Below are 17,383 nucleotides of genomic sequence, written 5' to 3' on the forward strand. Positions count from 1 at the left end.
AAGGATCAGATGTTGATCGCGATCTCGGTGATGCTGTAGGCGTCGGCCGGCCCCGTGAAGTACCAGCTGGCCGGCATCGCGACGGTGTTGGCGCCGTCGGCCGCCGCCTCGAAGCCGCCGATCGGCTTGCCGGCGCTGGCGTTCGCCACGCGCACGTAGACGGTGCCGCCCTTCGCCGCGGCGGTCGCGCCGTTCAGTTGCACGTTGACGTAGCCGCGCTTGAGGATGTCGGTCAGACCGGCCACGGGCGGCGTCGAGGTGCCCAGCGGGTCGCTGCCGTTGGTCTGGATCGGGTAGGCGCGCAGATTGACGCCGTAGACCAACGCCGCGGTGTCCGAGCCGCTGTTGATCGGCTGGACCTTGCCGTTCACCATCTTCACGGCGACGCCGAAGGCGGTGGGCGGGGCGGACGAATCGATCAGCTGCGGTTCCACAGTCGACGCTTCGGCGCGCTGCAGGTCACCGGCGAAGCCCGCCGGCATGCGATAGGTATAGGCTTGCAACGAGGGCATGTCGGCTCCTTACTTCCGGTTTTTCCAGAATTCCGCGTGGATCTGGTTGATGTCCTTCTTCTCCGCCGGCTGCTGGCCATGGCCATCGCCGGTGCGGGATTGGAGGGCGATCTTGTTGCGCTGCTTGACGAGCTCGGACGCCGCGTTGAACACCACCTTGGCGGCGTCGCAGGTCAGCTTCGAGACGTCGGCGCCGCCGGTCACGGACTGCACCAGGTCGGCGTTCTCGTTCGCCAGCGAGGCGCGCAACGCGCGGCGGCGCAGCACGCAGATCGAGTCGGCGGTCTTCTTGCGGTCCGACTTCGAGTCGTAGGTCGGTAGCCGGACGCCCGGGGCCAGGATCTCGGCGCGCGAGAGCGCGTCCTGGAACTCGTCGCGCAGGCCGGCGCTGTCGGCGGTCGGCTTGGCCCCTTTGCCACCATCGCCGGCGCCATCGCCCTCCCCGGTGCCGTCACCGTCCTCGTCATCATCGCCATCGCCGGTGGCCGTGCCGCCGGCTTCGAGCTTCGCGACGCGGTCGCCGATCGCCTTGACCGCCTCGCCCAGCTCGGCGATCGCGCCCAGCACCTTGTCCATGGGCTCAGCGCCGCCGCCGGCACCGGCACCGGCACCGGCACCGGCACCGGCACCACCGCCAGCGCCCTCCCCGCCGTCTTTGACGGTGGCGCCTTCCGCGCCGGCGGCACCAGGCATGTGAATGTGGATGTGCTGCTCGCCGGACTCGTCTTCGTCGCCCGTCATCTCGTTGGCGGCGGCCTCGAAGGCCTCCGAGTCGCGAGTCATGAAGGCCTTGCGCAGCTTGTCGAGCAGGCTCGACGGCGCCGGCTTCTTCTTGGTTGCCATATCGCTTTCTCCAGTCAGGTTGGCTTTGCTATCCCCAATCGAACAACTGGGGCCACAGCGGGCGTTCTTCACAAGCGCGACGTGGTTTCCCAGCACCGTCACCTGCCGCGCCCGCCCCGGCGCGATTTGCTCGTAATCGGAGTCGTAGCCGCAGCTCACCTCGAGCAGCTGGCCGGCGCGCACTTCATTAATGGCGCCCTTGTCGGTGATCAGCAGGTCGGCCAGCAGGAAGTCGCTCAGCGCGCCGGCGCCGCGCCGGATGTTGTGGGCAGTTCCCTTGGCCACCGCAGACCAGTTGTCCGGTGTCACGCCATCCGACGGGTGGTTGATCGTGACGGGCTTCCCGGCGAAGCTGGCGATCGTCTCCGGGCTGAACACAACGTCGGCCGTGCGCTCGACCACGATCACGCCGTCCTTGCCCACCAGGCCCGGCAGCTCGATCTCGGCGTAGTCCTGCGTGCCGATGCGCGCGATCGGCACCTCTTCGCACAGCAGGAAGCCTTCAGGCGTGAACGACTGCTTGGGGCCCAGCTGCTGGGACGTGAAGAAGCCCGAGGCGCTCACGGCGTCCTGAGTGGCGGTCTTCGGCCGGCAGCGGCCGCATTGGCATGGAGCGGTCATGGTCAGACGCAAAAAAGCCCGCGCTGGGCGGGCTGGTAAGTGCTTGATTCGACACAGATAAACGCGGCGCGAGATCGGCGCTATAATCGCCGCTGAGACCGACGGAGGTTCAAACCATCCCGCCCTGGCAGCGTGCGAGGTACCTTACTTAAACGCCGGTCTCTTTTCATTTCACGAGCCCGTGGTCGTAGTAGCGACGGCCATCCGAGTACTTCTTCACGGTCAAGATCGCCCTGTGGGCCTGGCCGTCGATCGTGACCGGCGCCTCGTAGGTCTCCACCGCCAGGATGTTCACGTCCCCGCGCTTGTCCGGGGCCGACGCCACCAACTTCGCTTCCTCGAGCAAAGCCGGAATCGCCGGGACCGTGCGCACCAGCATGTCCGATGCGCCAGAGACGGTGTGCTTCACGCCGGCTTTGGTCACCAGGATCTTGTTGCCCGTCGCGCGGTTGCTGAACGACTTCCCGATGAACTGCTCGGCGTGCGCCAGCGCCTTCTGCCGCAGCTCCTTCATGCTGGTGTAGTCGCCCAGCTCGTCGCCGCGGACCGTGACGGCGTGCTCGCCGCTCGCAGCCTGCGCGCCGCCGGCGCCGCCAGCACCGAACTGGCCGTTCTTGGCGCGCGGGTGCTTCTCTTCCTCCCACTGCGCGTCACGCACGTGGATGTGGATATGCAAATTCCGTCGCATCAATTCAGTCCGGCAGTACCGGGTCGGCGTAGCACCGGCAATTCGGCAGGCAGCCGGCGTGGCCGGTCATGCCGTCTAGCTCTGGCGGCTCATCCCAGGGGACGAACTCGCTGTTCATCTCCCGATGCGACTTCCGCACGTCACCGTCGCCAGCCGTGCGCCAGATGTATCCCTTCGACCCGACGTGCGTGGCGCGGGCCTGCGTCAGCGTGGTCGCGGTGCGCGTGACCTCTGTCCGCGCGATCAGCAGCGCCCGGCTCGCCGAGACCTCTTCCGAGCGCATGATCTCGGCCGCGATCGCGCTGGCCCGGCTGCTGTTCTCGATGCCTTCCAGCGTGAGCCGGTGCACCCGCACGGCAGCCTCGCGGGGAATGCTCTGGATCAGGTCGACCTGCTCGGCCAGCAACTGGCGCATGACCTCGCCCGTCGGCGCGTTCCGGATCTCGTCCCGCAGCGACCGGCCCATGTCGCGGGCCAGCACCTTCCAGTTCTGCTCATCCCGCAGCGCGACGTCCATCAGCATGTTGCTGGCGGTCATCGTCGCCCACTGCTGCAGCATGTCGGCGTAGGCGTTCAGCAGGCGCTCGATCGTCGGCACCTGGCTGAGGTCGCCGGGCGTGAACGGCTGGATGATCGTGCCCACCTGCGCGGCGACCTTCTTCAGCGCCGAGCCGTAGCGCTTCTCTGCGCCGCGCGTGTTGACCGGGTTGCCTTTGCGCTTGCGGTCGAGGGTGAGGATCATCGCTTCGTGAAGAATCGCCGGAAGAACGAGTCCTTGGTGTTCGCCAGGGCGCCCAGGTCGGGCAGCGCCAGCTCCGGCCCGGGCGGCGGCACATCCCGCTCCTGCTGCTCGGCCTCGGCGATCTGCTCGTCGGTGATGCTGCCGAACATGCCGGTGTTCGGCGCGGATGCCTTCAGCTCCTTCATGCCGCCGCTGCGGCTGAGCAGGTTCGCGTCGACCGCCGTGGCGACGGAATTCGTCGTCTTCTCGCCGATCTCGGACTTCTCCTTCTCCGACATCTCCTGCAGGCTGCGGAACTCGAAGGCAAAGTCTTCCGGCAGCGGCCGGCCGAGCGACGACATCGACATCACCGCCAGCAGCCGGTGCATCGGGTTGCGCAGCGAGCGTTCCTGCCGCCCGTGCACCTTCTCGTGGTACTGCTTCATTTCGCCTTCGCCCGTGGCGTTCAGGCCCTGCGGGGCCTGGCCGAACAGCCGCGTGAGCGGGATGCCAGTGGCGCCGCTGAGCTGCTGCGCGAACTGGATCAGCACGTCCGACAGGCCGCTGAAGGTGTACTGGTGCGTCTCGAACTTGTCCTTCGCATCGAGGACGGTCATGCCCTCGTTCGTCTGCGCGAGGCGCGTGAACTCGATCTGCGCCTTCAGGCCAGACAGCGCGGGGCCGCCCATGGCGACAATCTCGCGCAGGTTCTCGATGCTGATGACGCGCAGGTGAGCCTTGTAGACCAGCTGGCCGACGCCGACCGTCGCGCTGTCGAACGCGATCAGCCGGTCCCACATCGGCTCAAGCACCGACAGGCCCCACCCGTTCTCGCTGATGCGCTGGAAGTGCGGCAGCTCCTTGCCATCCATCCGCAGCACGCGGGAATGGTGGATGCGCCCCCTCGGCAGCCCAGCCGACTCGGCGATGACGTCGTAGTACTCGGGCTTGCCGAGATCCGGCCCGAGTTCCTTCACAACCTCGCCGACGGGCGGCGCGATCATCCAGCGATCGAGCACGGCGAGCCCCTTGAACTGGCCGCGACCGACCGTCTCGACCCGAAGCGGCGTCGCCAGATCCTGGCCCTCGATCAGCATGACCGCGATCGAGCCGCCGTAGAGCTGGGCCCACTTGCCGTTGTCGCACAGCGATTCCCAGATCGCCAGGCGCATCATGTCGCGCTCAAGCTTGTTGATGTCGGCCGGGTCCAGGCCGGACATCTCAATGCCCTTGCGGGTCATGTCCTCGGGGATCGCGTCGACCGCGGCGCCGACGATCCAGGAACCGCGATACGCGGCTTCCAGCCAGACCCGGTTGCGGCTCTGGTAGGTCAGCGTGTACTGGGACGCGGACGACTGGTTCTCGGCGCCCCAGCCCAGCCGAGCCTGGAAGTTCGCGAACGAGTCGTTCGTGCGCTGCGCGGCCGGCTGCTGGCGGGAGGTGGGCCGGTTCTTTCGCGCCATGGGGAGAACGTCCTGTCGTTGCTACCCGGCCAGCTTCTCCCAGACCGAAAGGCCCCGGGCAGCGCCGAGCATGTCATTGATCGCGTCGACCATCGGATCGATCTGGTCGTCGTGCATGTGCGTGTCGTCCGCGGTGAACGCATCGCACTCAGTCGTGAAGTCGCTCGCCCACGGCGCCTCTTCTGGAATGCAGACGAAGCCGGAATCGATCCAGCTCACCACGTCCATGACGCGCGTGAGCTTGTCGGTCGAGCGCGGGATGCCCTCGATCGGGAATCGCCCCTCGTCCTGGATGTCCTGGATCAGGCCGGTACCGCTCGCCTTGTCCTCGACGTACATCTGCCGCAGCGCGCCCAGGTTCGCGTCGCTGCCGGCGGCCAGATGCTTGTTCCAAAAGTCGATGGCCTGCTGCTTGAGCTGCGGCGCCGTCCACTTCCCGCGGATCAGGTCCAGCAGGTAGAGGCGGTTGTCGTAGCCAAGCCCCCAGCATTCGAAGACGCTGTAGTCGTTGCGCTCGGCCGTCTTCTGCGCCGTGTCGCCGTAGATGTGGCGATGGCGCAGCTGCGGCAGCACGCGGTAGCGCTGGAACTTGCCGCTCTGGATGATCCCGCCGCCCAGCGGGCTCGGGCGCTGCATGTACTGGCCGCTGAAGACGTAGCGGTCAGCCTTCTCGCTGGCCAGCAGGTCGTCGAGCGGCTCCTTATACGGCCAGTAGCTGAACCGGCCCGCGTCGTCCGTCTCGCCGCGCTCGACCAGCGCGCGCACGCGCTCGGGCAGCCGATCGACATACTCATCGGTGATCAGCGCCGGGATCTCGATGAACTCCCAGTCGCCCGGCACCTTGCCGGCTTTGATGAAGCCCGTCGGGTCTTCCTCGGCCAGCCGCTGCATGATCACGATGATCGGCGTGTCCGGGTTGGCCTTCCGGCTCTTCACCGTCGACAGCAGCTTGCGGTTCGCCTTGTCGCGATTCGTCTTGCTGTAGGCGTCCTCGACCTTCAGCGGGTCGTCGATGATGATGGCGCCCTGCCACCCCTCCGCCATGTGGCCCGCGCGGAAGCCCGTGATCTGGCCGCCGAGCGAGACCGCGTACACGCCGCCCGCTTTCTTGCCCTCGGAAACGACGTTCCAGCGCTTCTTCGACTTGGCGTCTGCCGCGATGGTCAGCGGCCAGAGAGCCTGGTACTCGTCCGACTGCACGATCTCGCGCGCCGTCTCGCTGTTCAGCAGCGCCAGGTCATCCGAGTAGGAGATGTGCAGGAACCGCGCGCGCGGGTTCCGCGCCAGCCCCCGGGCGATCAGGTTGATCGCCACCAGCTCGGTCTTCGACGAGCCCGGCGGCACGTTGATGACGACGTTCTTCAGCTCGCCGTCGATCACGCGCTGGACCGTGTCCGCAATCAGGACGTGGTGCCAGTTGACCCGGAACTTGATGCCTTGCCGGTGCTTGAAGAAGTACCGGCTGAAAAACAGGTGATCGCGCTCGCACTTCGCCTTCAGGACGGCGCGCTCGACCGCAGGGTCAATAGTCGTCCTCGAGCTTGGCGACGGCGGCTGCGACCTGTTTTTCATCGACGACGGTGGTGCGTTGTTCGACCGGTCCGCCGTCCTTGCCGGTCAGCTCGACGCCCTGAGGTGGCTCCTTCCAGCCGGCCTGGGTCTTCAGCCAGAAGATGGCCGCCGTCACGGCGCCTTTGCCGCTGCCGGTGGCATGCCGGAACAGCGACTGCGCGACGAGCGTGTTGGCCTGGTCCTTGCCGCTGTCCAGCTCCTTGCGGAAGTACTTCCTGAGCGAGACCACACCGAGCGCCTTGCCCGTCTGCGGGTTGTGGACCCGCTCGGCAATGTACTCGTGCGGCGCGCCGAAGCCGGCGAGGGAGAGCACCAGCTTCCGGTCCTCGTCCGTCGGCACGAAGGGCTTGCGTCCTGCCATGTCATTGCTTCCCACCCCCAACTTCCGGAGGGCTTAAACAGCCGGGCTCACCGCCGAAATAGAAGGATTTGCGTCTTTCAGGATTCGAGATGGCACAGCATAGGAGATCGCTACGCCGCCCAAGCCACCGCCGTTCGCAGGTGGCCGCGCCGCCACGGGCACTGGCTGCAACCCACAGACGGGCAGAGAGCATGGCGGTCTATACGGCCATATTTGGCCAGTACTGGTCTTGGAAGCAGGAGTTCATGAAGCACTTGACCCTGCTGAACGGCCTAGGCCTCACCGCATCTGCGACGCTGGCTGGCACGGGCCTCCTACAGGGGAAAGCTGGCGTCGCCGGCGCATGGATCTGGCTCTTCACGCTCGGCCTCTACGCCGCCGTGCTGGCGCTTGGAATGGGCTCGCAAGATCTCCGGATGCACCGAAAACGGCAAATCGAGGCGCTCATCCTCGGGGACGCCGATCATCCTGAAATGCAGCAGGTACTGGAATCCCCCTGGTTCAAGTGGCTCGGCTTCGCATCGCTTGCCTTCTTCCTGTTCGGCGCAGGCTGGCTCAGCTACGCCCTGTCCTAGGACGTCTCGGCGTCGGGGAACAGGTCGTCTGAGATCTCCACATCGCCGCAGGCGGCCACTGCCCGCTTCCAGTCGCCCTTCACGAACACCAGCACGTGCTGGTGGGCTGTGCCCAGCTTCCGGCTGGCGCTGAACTGCTTGCCGGCCCGGATGGGCAGGCTGCCCAGGGCGGTCAGTAGCACCGCGTGGTTGTACAGCGCCATGCCCGCATCGAGGAAGGCTTCGATCGTGTCCGCCACGAAGTTCCGGTATGGCCCGGTGCCGCGCTTCTCGCGCACGTCGCCGACCACGAAGCAGGCGAAGCGGTCGGGCTTGAGCTGCCCCACTGCGCCGGCGATCACCTCGCGGTAGGCGGTCAGGAAGGCCGGATAGTCCATCGTGGACAGGTCGGCCGGATCGTCCGAATAGCGCTCGAGGTCCGCATAGGGCGGGCACGAGAACACGAAGTCGGCTTCCAGGTCTGCCAGGCGCCGGCCGATCTGCCGGCTGTCGCCCACGTGCCAGGCCGGCGCCGGGTCTTCCGTCCGCACCAGGTGGAGCTGGCCGCGGTTCGCTTCCACCTGCTCGGCGCGCAGCTCCATGCCGATGTACTGCCGGCCCAGCCGCGAGGCCACCAGGCCGCGCACGCTGCCGCCGGCGAACGGGTCCAGCACAATCCCGCCCGGCGGGCAGAACCAGCTGTAGGCCAGTTCGCACAGCACCGGGTCGAAGATGCTGGTCCGGTGCTGCGCCGGCGCGCCGCTGTCCGCCTTCTGGTGCTCGGACGCCTTGGCGTAGGCCGGCGCGTCGCGGCCCAACTCGGACTGGATACCCAGCGCCAGCCAGGCGGCCTTGCGTTCCTGCCAGGCCGCGTCGCGCGCGTTGAGCGTGCTGAACGGCGGCACCATGAACCGGTCGGCCAGGCTCTTGCTGGCGCCGCCCGGGCCCGGCTCGCCGGGGTCCAGCAGCTCGGCCAGCTCACCCGCGTCGAAGCCGATCAGGCTCAGGTCGAACTCGGCATCACGCAGGTCCGCCAGCTCGGCGGCCAGCAGTGCGGTGTCCCAGCCAGCGTTCTCGGCCAGCTTGTTGTCGGCCAGGATGTAGGCTCGGCGCTCGTCAGCGTCCAGGTGTGACAGGTCGACCGTGGGCACCTCGCCAGCCACTGGGCAGTGGCGGATGGACTCGCCGGCCGCCCACAGCTGCGTGGCCGCCTCAAGCCGGCCGTGCCCGGCCAGCAGCTCGTCGCCGGCGGTCAAGGCCGCGTTGGTCCAGCCGAAGCGCCGCAGCGAGGCCTTGAGCTGCTCGATCTGGGCTGCGCTGTGCGTCCGCGCATTCCGCTCATACCGGACCAGGTCGGCCGCCGCGCGGTACACGACGGCGAGCTGGTCGGGGTTTTTCATAGGCGACAGAAATGCTGGGACGCGGAAGAAAGAAGCCCGGCGCGTGGCCGGGCAATCCACTGCGGGGAGCGGTGGAGGAGACAGAGGAAATCTATCCGCTGGCGCCAGATCGAGCGCCAGCGGAGGGGAGTTTGCTGCGCGCACAAGATGGGAGGAAAATCGTTCGATTTCCCCTCATTCGATCGCGTGCCGCATGAATACCATCTACAAAGACAAGAAGCTCCGCGAGGCGCTGTATTCGATATACCTTGCGCAATTCAAGGCTTTCAAAGCCTGTCCTGACCAATTGAATAAGGCCGATGCAACCCGGATGCTCACGAGTCTGATGGGCTCCAAGCCCTGGTCGTGGCGCGTGGTTGGCATCACACCTGCTGCGCTGGAAGTCTTCAAAGAGCACCACTTCGAGAAGCCCAAGGAAAAGCTACTCCAGCGCGGCCACATTTACAGCCGTTCCAGCACTGCGGAAGCCTTGCTCAGGAGCGATGAGCCGAGACCCCTGAAAGACTTCTTCGATTTTTTCCTCGAACGGGACAAAACGGTAATCGGCCTAACCAGTGAGAACCCTAGCCGCGGCAATCATTCAACTCCTTGCTACTACCCCATCGATCTATCCAGCGAGCTGTTCCCGTGCGGGTCGCTTATTGGCTGGAAGCAGGGCGAGAAGGAGGCAACGTTTCTGAGGGCCCTGTACGAAGCTCGGCATAAGGCGCCCCGATCATGCGGTTGGCCACAGAATGAGAGCTGCCCTCAATGCAAAGCAGTAGCGGCAAAGTAGAGGCCCACGAAAGGCGCCCTCTCCAGCGAGAGTCGCGAGCACACCCGAAGCCGGTCCGCAGCGATAATTGAGGCTGGCTGGCTATTGAGAATCCAGATGACCGAAAGAAAGCGAGTCGACGCCTTCAAGGTGCGGCACCAGGGAACTGGCACCGTGCACGACGTGTTCGTCTACGAACTGCGGATCGGCGACAAGCCGGCGCAGACCTTCGAAACCCGCAGTGGAAAGGCGCTGGTTCGAATCTCCGAGAACCAGTTCGAGATGCCTGACACGAAGGCAAGATTTACCCGCATATAACGCAAAAGCCCGCTTGCGCGGGCTTTGGACGTAGTTCTCAGGTGTATCGAGTTGACGCCATTTTTGTGCACGATTTGCACATTGTCAAGCGGCGACCTCGATTTTCACCATCCCAGCGGCCTTCAGGCGGATGTCGATGGCCGTCCAGGCAACCTGCTCTACCCCGGGCGCCGAGTTCAGCCCGCGGCGGCCGCGCTCGCCCTCGATCCACAGCTTGAGGCGCTTGTTCTGCTCGCCGACCGTGTTCCGGTGGGCGCCGCAGTCCTCGGCGATCTGCACCAGGTCGATCTTCACCCCGAAGATTTTCTCCAGGATCGAGCGGCGCACACGGTAGTGCGAGAACGACCCCGACAACTGCTGCATGGCCTGGTCCGTCAGCCAGACGATGGCCTCGGCCCATTCCGGGTTCAGTGTCTTGCCCATGCAGCAGGCCGACCGGCACTCGCACGGCAGCTCGCGCGGCGCGGCGCGCGCGGTCAGCACACGCTGATGCAGCTCGGGCAGCGTACCCAATTCTCGACGGATCATGCCGGCCTGGGCGGCCCCGTCGACACCGACAAGCCCCTTCCCTGACCCGATCGCGGGCGACATGGCCTTGTTCATCGCCGAGGCCTGGTACTGCTGGCCCGAGTAGCTGAACGCGAAGCGCAGCGCGTCGTGAGAGCTGTCGAAGAGGCGTTCTTCCATCGTGGTTTCCCCCGTCACGTTCAATCCTTCAAGCCGCTTGCAGCGGCAGTTGTTCCACGCTCACGCGCACCCCGGGCGAGGCGCTGTAGCGCTTGCTGATGCGGTACTCGACCGCCTGGGCATCGTCGACCCACACGATGCCGTTCATGCCGTCCTTCACGGCCTTGAGCACGTTGTCGGCATCGGGCTTTTTCGTCGCCGCGATCTGGCCGGCAATGGCCTGCTGCTGGCGCTTCTTGGACCAGCTGGCCGGGATCTGCAGCTCGATGTCGAGCCAGAGCTCGACCGGGCCCTCGATGGGCGGCCGGCCGGCCATGGCCTGCGTCGCGGCCAGCTTGACCAGGTTCTCGTATCGAGCCGTCGGCTCGGGGGTGTAGGTCCGCACGAAGCCGCCCTGGCGCGAGAACTTGGGCCGACCCTTGGCGACCGGCTGCCCGGGCACGGCGAACACGACGCGGCGCAGTGCGCGGCCGTCGGCGAAGAGCGATTGCGTCGTCATGCTGCGGCCACCTGTCCCGGCGCCACGCCGTACATGAGCACGTGCACGCGCTCGAACTCGTTCGGGTTCATGCGCTCGGCCTTGCTGACCTCGCGCTCGATCAGCCGCTGGTCGCCCGAGGCCCCGATCACCCGCAGACGGAACCAGAGCCAAGGCTCGTCGGCGCCCTGCCTCAGCCCGTGCTCGCCGGCCTTGGCCAGCACGCCGTCGGTCGTGGCATCCCAGTCCGTGCCGGGCGGACCGCTGCGGTCGCCGGCCAGCGCCTCGTCGACGAACGGCTCGAGGAAGCCGGGGTTCACCGCCGAGCTGTCCCTGTCGGCATCCCTTCGCGCACGCGCGAGGGCATGAGCCCGGAGCAACACCGGCACGGCAATGCGGCGCACGGCAATCCGGAGCAACGCCTCGCGTGCGCGCGGGGTCAGGGCGACGGTCTTGCCCCGCTCGGCCTCCAAGCGCTGGAGGGCTTCCCCGATCTCATCGGCGGAAAGCGGCGGCGGCGATTCCGAGTTATCCACAGGGCCTACCACGTTCGAACTACCTACGCCGCTTGAGTAGGTATTGTTTTTCTGGCTATGGCTATGGTTAACCAGCGCGGGTTCTGAGGTGGGTTCAATTTGGGTTACCGAACCGAAACCCATTGGGTTTTCTGGTGGGTTATCCGTGGGTTGCCCTTTCCTCGGACGGCCGCCCTTTTTTCCGTTCTCTCGGTTTGCATCCGCCTTCGGCTTGGCTTTCTCGATTTCCGCGTCGATCCGCTTGTGGCGGAACCCGTCGATGCCATCCTGGAAGAACTGCAAGAGGATGCTGTCAACGGCTTTCTGTTCTGCCTTGTCGGTAGCACGCGCGATGCGGTAGACGGCCTTACGGTCGGTGGGCAGCGGCTTCTCGGTCGAGTAGTAGAAGTCCATCAGGCGGTTGTAGGCGCCGTCCTCGACCATCGAGAGGTGGACCGTATCGCGCGCGTAGTCGCCTGTGTAGCGCTTGTAGAAGTTCATGAGGCCCTCCAATGCGGAAGGGCCTTGAAATTGACGTCTGCGAGAGTGCTTAGCGCTGTTCTTCCAACAGCTTCAGCAAGCCCTTCGCGAGCGCCTCGACGCAATCCAGCGGCACGTCGACTTCCTTGATACTGACTGACTCGAAGTCCTGCGCGATACCCGCCACGGTGATCTTGACATCCCTGTACGGTGTCAGCTCGATCGAGATCTGCGGCCGATCGCCTACCACCACGTACCCGTTTTTCCCATCCGATTGCATCCTTGTCTGCCTCATGTCCTGCCTGGTTGAAGGGACGGGCGGGCGCGGCATGGCAGGCGACTGCCGCGCGCCGGTGGCCACCGGCTGCCCGACTGGAAACCAGATCATAAGCCAGCGCGATGCGCAGGAAGCAGTCGGGGGGTGTCAGTGGCGGTTGGTCGGAGTTCACGTTGCAGTCTCCAACACCAGCCCCGGCTGGCGCGTGCGCTCAGCCTGCAGGGCGATGTATTCGGGGTTGAGCTCGGCGCCGAGCCAGCGTCGGCCGAGCCGCTGCGCGACGCTGGCCACCGTGCCCGAGCCCATGAACGGGTCGAATACGATGTCACCAGGGCGGCTGCCGGCCAGGATGCAGGGCTCGACCAGGGCCTCGGGGAAGGTGGCGAAGTGGGCGCCGCTATAGGACTGTGTGGCGATGGTCCAGACGGAACGCTTGTTGCGCGTCTCGCAGTACTCGATGTCCTCACGGCCGGGCCGGTGCTGAGCCTTCTGGCCGTGCTCGGCAGTGGAGTACTTCGTCTCGCGCGCGAAGCTGTTGCGCTTCGACCCGGCGGTGATGCGGCCGCGGGCCCGCCAGTCGGCGTCGTAGCCGTGGCCAAATCCCACACCGCTGGGCGTCGCGCCATAGGTGGCCGGTTCCTTGATCGCCTCGGCGTCGAAGCGGTACCGCGCGCTCTTCGTCAGGAGGAACAGGTACTCGTGGGCCTTCGTGCAGCGGTCCGTGACCGATTCCGGCATCGGGTTCGGCTTGTGCCAGATGATGTCCTGGCGCAGCCACCAGCCGGCGTCCTGCAGGGCGAAGGCGAGGCGCCAGGGCTGGCCCATCAGATCCTTAGCCTTGATGCCAGGCTCTCGGATGGTTCCGGTACCGCTGGCCTTGCGCTGACTCGCAGCGACCTGCCGGGCGCTCAGCGCGGACACCGCCACGCCACTGTACTCGCGACCCTGCGAGCCCCACGAGCCAGCGTAGCTGTCGCCCATGTTCAGCCAAAGGGTACCGTCGTCCGCGAGCAGCTCGCGCGCCAGGTCAAACACCTCGACCATGTTGGCCAGGAACTCGCGCAGCGTCGGCTCCAGGCCGAGCTGGCCGCCGACGCCATAGTCGCGCAGGCCCCAGTACGGCGGGCTGGTCACGATGCACTGCACGCGCACGCCGGCGGCGAGCAGATCGCGCATGACATCGCGGCAGTCGCCTTGGTAGCAGTGGTCGAGCGTCATGCTAGGATCGTCAAGAACAACAAGGAGCAGGAATGCAGTACAAGGTCGAAGGATCGAGGGTAATCGTCGGGGAAAAAGTCTACGTTTTCGCGACGAGCACGCAGGCACGGAGCTTCACGAGCTGCCTTGACAACGGAGGGAGCACTGACAGTTGCGCTCTGGAGGTGAAGCCGCTCCGCGTCGAGCGGCTGCGCTCGCCATCCGCTTCTATAGACCTCGACATGTAGGGCCTCTGCCAGTCGTTCGCCTGTAGATCCACTCACGCCTCCACCTCCGCGCCCTCTTCCGCTTCGACCGGCACGCCGCTGATAGGACGCAGGTCCGCGTCCAGGCAGTCGCCATCATTGCTAAGGCCACGTGCCCCCGTTGACACGTCCAGCACGTGGAACGGGGCGCCCTCACCTTGCACCGTCCAGGCCGCGCACCCGTAAATCGGGCTGGCCGGTGCGATGACGCGCACCACACGCCCAACGTTCTCGGGGAACGGGTCTCGCACGATGTAGGCCAGAATCCCAGGCTTGCAATTCATGGCAAGAACCCCCACACGATCGAGCCGACGATCGCCACCAGCAGCAGCGCGACGGCCCCTTCCATGACCAGCTGATCCATCACGACACCTCCATCCCTTTCATGCCGATCTCGGCCAGCGTGCGCAACGCTTCGAACTGCGCGCGTGTGATGGTCACCATGTCCTGGGCCGGCTGCCCGGGCTCGTCGTCATCGCCGGCCAGCTGGGAGAGATCGATGCCGAGGAAGGCCAGCAACTCGCAGAATTTCTTCAGCTGCAGGCCGTGGCCGCGCCCGTTGTGGAAGCGACTGAAGTTCGAGGCCTCAACGCCGATCGCTTCGGCGACTGTCTTCTGCGTGTGCTGCGCGATCCGGCGCACTACCACAACTTCGTTGCGATCAGCAACATGCATCGGTTGCTCCCAAGTGCATTGCGGTTTCCATACGATTCATCCCAACGAGACAGCAGAGCCGGCGCGCCACGGTGCCCGGCCAGGAAAAGGAAAACATGGGAAATGGATGCCACCACCGGCTACCGCTCGCGGCGGCGGCGATGCCGGCGCGTGCGAGCGCCGGGTGGTCACAAAGCGATACCTGCAGCGTGCGCGGCATGGTTCATTCCCCGGTCGGGCGTGGGCCCGTTGAAATCACAAAGCGCGCCGACAGGCGGCACGCGGAACTGCTGTTGTTCGATTCAGCTACTGCGCGCGGGCGTGCGCTTCGTGCTCAGCCCTTCGGCCACGGAAGCCAGTCGATCACCCACACCGCCACCCAGAAGGTGAGGATCACGACGAACGCACCGAGCTGGCCGGCGATGAGCCTCGAGACGAGCGGGAAGCGACGCCGAAACGCTCGGATTCGGTCAGGCAATCCGGTCCCCTTCTCCGCCGATTGCGACTCGCCCAGCTGGCGAGCTCGGACCTTGACCCACCAGATGGCGGCTGTCACGGCGCCCTTCTTCATCACGCGGCCTCGCTGTGGGCCTCGTGGGCGGCGGCCCGGGGCTTGCCGGGCTTGCGCGGCGGGGTGCCGGACGTCGGCAAACCGCGCGATGCCTCTGCAAGCTCAGGCCAAATCAGATGCCAGTCGTTTGGGCGCAGCTCTTTCCGTGTGGCGACCCCCACTCGTTCCGCATACGGGGCCAGCCGAATCAGCTTGTCATCAGGAATGCCCTTTTCGCGCCAAGCCGTGACAGACGGCGCCTTGATGTTGAGCAACCGTGCTACGGCATTGGTGCCGCCAAGTGCGTCGATGAGAGTGCTTGCATCCATGGAAGGTCTCGTGATCGGTCCTAGCATGATGTTAGGACTAGCTAATACACAAGTCAATAGCAACTCCTAACCGACTGAATGTTAGTCTTGGCTAATGCTCTCTGAACGACTCAAACTCGCCATGAAGGAAGCCGGCGTCAGCCAGGCTGATCTGGCTCGTGCCTGTGGCGTGAAGCCCCCCAGCGTCAATGGATGGCTGAGTGGCAAATCAAAATTCTTGCGAGGAGAGAACCTCCTTGCGGCTGCCCGGGCTCTCAATGTCTCGGAGGAGTGGCTCGCGACGGGGCAAGGCCCAATGCGGACGACCACTGGGCTTCGACTTGAATCGCTTAGGACCACTCCTGAGCAGCGAGAGCACGAGAATGCCGAGCTTCTGGCGGCGACAGCTATTCCACTGCAGGACCGCCTCGACGAAGTCTTTGAGGAGTGCAGCGCTGTCGACTTGCTCCGCAAAATCGGCATGTCAGATTCTGAGTTCACTCGCGTCGCAGGCGGCTACACGATGCCCGTGGATTTGGCAGTAAAGATCCAAGAGGCTACTGGCATCAGTTCCGTGTGGCTATTGCTCGGAAAGGGGCCGAAGAAAGTTGCCATTCGCCACAACGACGACTGGAACCCTCTCCCGATCCCGCAAGCTTCCATCAGAAAAATTCCGGTCCTGGCGATGGCACAACTCGGCGACAACGGGCACTTCTGCGACATGGAATACCCGGTCGGCCACGGCGACGGGTATCTGCAATTCTTCAGCTCGGACCCTGATGCCTACGGCCTACGGTGTGTGGGCGACTCGATGGAGCCGCGGATCAAGGATGGCGAGTTCGTCGTGGCCGCCCCCAACCACTCGGTCACGAATGGCGATGAGGTCTTGGTCAAGTCCAAGGACGGCCGCGTCATGATCAAGATCCTGGGCTTCGCGCGGGACGGCTACACTAGCTTCCTGTCCGTCAACCAGAAGCACGGCATCGTGAAGATTCCGAACGACGATATCGAGAAGCTGGACTTCATCGAGGCCATCGTGAAGGCGTCGGCCTGGGTGCCGGACTAAGGCAATAATGAAGCGCATTCTAATCTCGGCAGCGATTGCACTATCCGGGCTCTCCCAAGCGGCTGAGTACTCTGTTAATGCGAATGCGCTGACTCTCGTTCAGAGATTGGTTGCGCAAGATCTACGCGTTACCAGATCGGCCGGCCAAGGAATATTCAAACTTCCAGCCGGAGAATCTGAGACGCAATTTTTAGGCGAGTTGAGCGAGTGGCTATCGGGCAAGAGCCCCAACCTGGCTCCTGTCCCGGCGGCACAAAAAGCATACCTCTTTCTCATCTACTGGGCAGCCGCGCGAATACCGGAGACATCTTCCTGTTTCAAGGATGCGGAGGATCCAGCGTGCGCGCGGGATTTTGACGAGGCCATCGAAAATACAAAATCGTCGAAGCCTGCGTTCCTGAAAGACTACAGCGTCGCACGAGGCCCTTTGGGACTACCGGAGAGGTCCTCCGTAGATCTCTCTGCTGAGCATTTGGCAGCATTGCCTGCGGCGTTGCCGATGCCGCATCCTCAGGCGCTTGTTAACGCTGACCGTACCTGTGACGACTTAGGGTTTTCGTCTGGCCGACAGGGCTTTGGCGACGCCTGCAAACGCGGTAACCACCGAGGTTACGATGACTTGTTGGCGATGCGATCGGACCCTGAAGTTCGCGTTGATTTCTGGGCGGCGTGCCAGGATGCCGTTGGATTCAGCGTGTCCGAGAACTACCTCGGTTGGTCGCAATGCGTGAAGTTCGTGCGTGCATCATGCCCAGCATCGAAGGTGTCCGGCGATAACGACATTCGGCGGTGCTTGCGCGCCATCCAGAGTAACGGATGGGTCTTGAATTCCGCCGTGCGCTGAGAGGCGCGGGCTTCGCGACTACTAGGCATCAACCTGACACCAGGATTGATCTACATGACCTCAATGAAACGCTTGCCCTCATGAAAGTCACGCCCACCTGCCGGTACGAGCACGGGGAGTTGCAGGAGATCCCCCGAGAACCCGAAACGCACTACTTTGGCCTCATGGGGGCTACGCTCGTCCCATTTCGGGCGGGGACACCCGTCGGCGAACCTCTCTCGCGGACAACGGTATCCGGTCGCATATATACCGTG

General features: G+C 65.0%; 21 protein-coding genes. 5 read left to right on the plus strand and 16 right to left on the minus strand.

Annotated features, from left to right (window positions below; all coding sequences use genetic code 11):
* Positions 1–5: 5 nt before the first annotated feature.
* The 7 genes from BKK80_RS13465 to BKK80_RS13495 form a co-directional block, all read right to left on the minus strand.
* Positions 6–512: a structural cement protein Gp24 gene (locus BKK80_RS13465; protein WP_071069819.1), complete on the minus strand. Its 507-nt coding sequence runs from the start codon at positions 510–512 to the stop codon at positions 6–8.
* 9 nt (positions 513–521) lie between these two features.
* Positions 522–1,919 carry a DUF2213 domain-containing protein gene (locus tag BKK80_RS13470; protein WP_236903679.1) on the minus strand — a complete coding sequence of 466 codons (1,398 nt, stop codon included), beginning with the start codon at positions 1,917–1,919 and terminating at the stop codon, positions 522–524.
* A gap of 223 nt (positions 1,920–2,142) precedes the next feature.
* Complete coding sequence (locus BKK80_RS13475; protein ID WP_236903680.1) at positions 2,143–2,652, minus strand: LPD3 domain-containing protein; 510 nt, start codon at positions 2,650–2,652, stop codon at positions 2,143–2,145.
* Between the two features lie 16 nt (positions 2,653–2,668).
* Complete coding sequence (locus tag BKK80_RS13480; RefSeq protein WP_071069825.1) at positions 2,669–3,406, minus strand: phage head morphogenesis protein; 738 nt, start codon at positions 3,404–3,406, stop codon at positions 2,669–2,671.
* Positions 3,403–4,848 (minus strand): DUF1073 domain-containing protein, encoded by a 1,446-nt coding sequence (locus BKK80_RS13485; protein ID WP_071069827.1) that lies wholly within the window; start codon positions 4,846–4,848, stop codon positions 3,403–3,405. The genes BKK80_RS13480 and BKK80_RS13485 overlap by 4 nt, the downstream gene beginning before the upstream one ends.
* A gap of 21 nt (positions 4,849–4,869) precedes the next feature.
* Positions 4,870–6,420, minus strand: coding sequence for a phage terminase large subunit (gene terL / locus BKK80_RS13490; protein WP_071069829.1), 1,551 nt, complete (start codon positions 6,418–6,420; stop codon positions 4,870–4,872).
* Positions 6,371–6,781, minus strand: a complete 411-nt coding sequence (locus tag BKK80_RS13495; RefSeq protein ID WP_071069831.1) for a hypothetical protein — start codon at positions 6,779–6,781, stop codon at positions 6,371–6,373. The genes terL and BKK80_RS13495 overlap by 50 nt, the downstream gene beginning before the upstream one ends.
* Before the next feature lie 245 nt (positions 6,782–7,026).
* Here BKK80_RS13495 and BKK80_RS13500 point away from each other — a divergent pair, with 245 nt between their 5' ends.
* A complete protein-coding gene (locus BKK80_RS13500; RefSeq protein ID WP_157903227.1) occupies positions 7,027–7,356 on the plus strand; it encodes a hypothetical protein in 330 nt (109 codons plus the stop codon).
* Here the strand turns inward: BKK80_RS13500 and BKK80_RS13505 are convergent.
* A complete protein-coding gene (locus BKK80_RS13505; RefSeq protein WP_071069835.1) occupies positions 7,353–8,735 on the minus strand; it encodes a ParB/Srx family N-terminal domain-containing protein in 1,383 nt (460 codons plus the stop codon). The genes BKK80_RS13500 and BKK80_RS13505 overlap by 4 nt on opposite strands.
* A 193-nt stretch (positions 8,736–8,928) precedes the next feature.
* On the opposite strand from BKK80_RS13505, the gene BKK80_RS13510 reads away from it, so the two are divergent.
* Together BKK80_RS13510 and BKK80_RS13515 are read left to right on the plus strand one after the other, a co-directional pair.
* Entirely contained in the window at positions 8,929–9,510 is a 582-nt protein-coding gene (locus BKK80_RS13510) for a hypothetical protein (protein WP_071069837.1), read from the plus strand.
* Positions 9,511–9,606: 96 nt separating this feature from the next.
* Positions 9,607–9,807, plus strand: coding sequence for a hypothetical protein (locus BKK80_RS13515; RefSeq protein WP_071069839.1), 201 nt, complete (start codon positions 9,607–9,609; stop codon positions 9,805–9,807).
* Between the two features lie 84 nt (positions 9,808–9,891).
* Here the strand turns inward: BKK80_RS13515 and BKK80_RS13520 are convergent, their stop codons facing one another.
* From BKK80_RS13520 to BKK80_RS35605, 8 genes are all read right to left on the minus strand, one after another.
* A complete protein-coding gene (locus BKK80_RS13520) occupies positions 9,892–10,494 on the minus strand; it encodes a DNA-binding protein (protein WP_071069841.1) in 603 nt (200 codons plus the stop codon).
* Between the two features lie 28 nt (positions 10,495–10,522).
* Positions 10,523–10,993, minus strand: a complete 471-nt coding sequence (locus tag BKK80_RS13525; RefSeq protein ID WP_071040239.1) for a RusA family crossover junction endodeoxyribonuclease — start codon at positions 10,991–10,993, stop codon at positions 10,523–10,525.
* Entirely contained in the window at positions 10,990–11,988 is a 999-nt protein-coding gene (locus BKK80_RS37210) for a YdaU family protein (protein ID WP_071069843.1), read from the minus strand. Before BKK80_RS37210 ends, BKK80_RS13525 begins: the two co-directional genes overlap by 4 nt.
* A gap of 49 nt (positions 11,989–12,037) precedes the next feature.
* Positions 12,038–12,355: a hypothetical protein gene (locus tag BKK80_RS13535; RefSeq protein ID WP_071069845.1), complete on the minus strand. Its 318-nt coding sequence runs from the start codon at positions 12,353–12,355 to the stop codon at positions 12,038–12,040.
* 57 nt (positions 12,356–12,412) lie between these two features.
* Positions 12,413–13,462 (minus strand): DNA-methyltransferase, encoded by a 1,050-nt coding sequence (locus tag BKK80_RS13540; RefSeq protein WP_071069846.1) that lies wholly within the window; start codon positions 13,460–13,462, stop codon positions 12,413–12,415.
* A 608-nt stretch (positions 13,463–14,070) separates the two neighbouring features.
* The gene (locus BKK80_RS13555; RefSeq protein WP_071069852.1) at positions 14,071–14,382 is read right to left on the minus strand and encodes a helix-turn-helix domain-containing protein; all 312 of its coding nucleotides are present in this window, start codon (positions 14,380–14,382) and stop codon (positions 14,071–14,073) included.
* Between the two features lie 313 nt (positions 14,383–14,695).
* Positions 14,696–14,932: a hypothetical protein gene (locus tag BKK80_RS13560; protein WP_071069854.1), complete on the minus strand. Its 237-nt coding sequence runs from the start codon at positions 14,930–14,932 to the stop codon at positions 14,696–14,698.
* Positions 14,932–15,240: a YdaS family helix-turn-helix protein gene (locus tag BKK80_RS35605; RefSeq protein WP_205683701.1), complete on the minus strand. Its 309-nt coding sequence runs from the start codon at positions 15,238–15,240 to the stop codon at positions 14,932–14,934. Before BKK80_RS35605 ends, BKK80_RS13560 begins: the two co-directional genes overlap by 1 nt.
* A gap of 121 nt (positions 15,241–15,361) precedes the next feature.
* On the opposite strand from BKK80_RS35605, the gene BKK80_RS36470 reads away from it, so the two are divergent.
* Complete coding sequence (locus BKK80_RS36470; RefSeq protein ID WP_205683702.1) at positions 15,362–16,285, plus strand: LexA family transcriptional regulator; 924 nt, start codon at positions 15,362–15,364, stop codon at positions 16,283–16,285.
* A gap of 7 nt (positions 16,286–16,292) precedes the next feature.
* Positions 16,293–17,129: a hypothetical protein gene (locus BKK80_RS36475; RefSeq protein ID WP_157903229.1), complete on the plus strand. Its 837-nt coding sequence runs from the start codon at positions 16,293–16,295 to the stop codon at positions 17,127–17,129.
* Positions 17,130–17,383 lie beyond the last annotated feature (254 nt).

This window comes from Cupriavidus malaysiensis (assembly GCF_001854325.1).
GTDB classification, from domain to species: domain Bacteria; phylum Pseudomonadota; class Gammaproteobacteria; order Burkholderiales; family Burkholderiaceae; genus Cupriavidus; species Cupriavidus malaysiensis.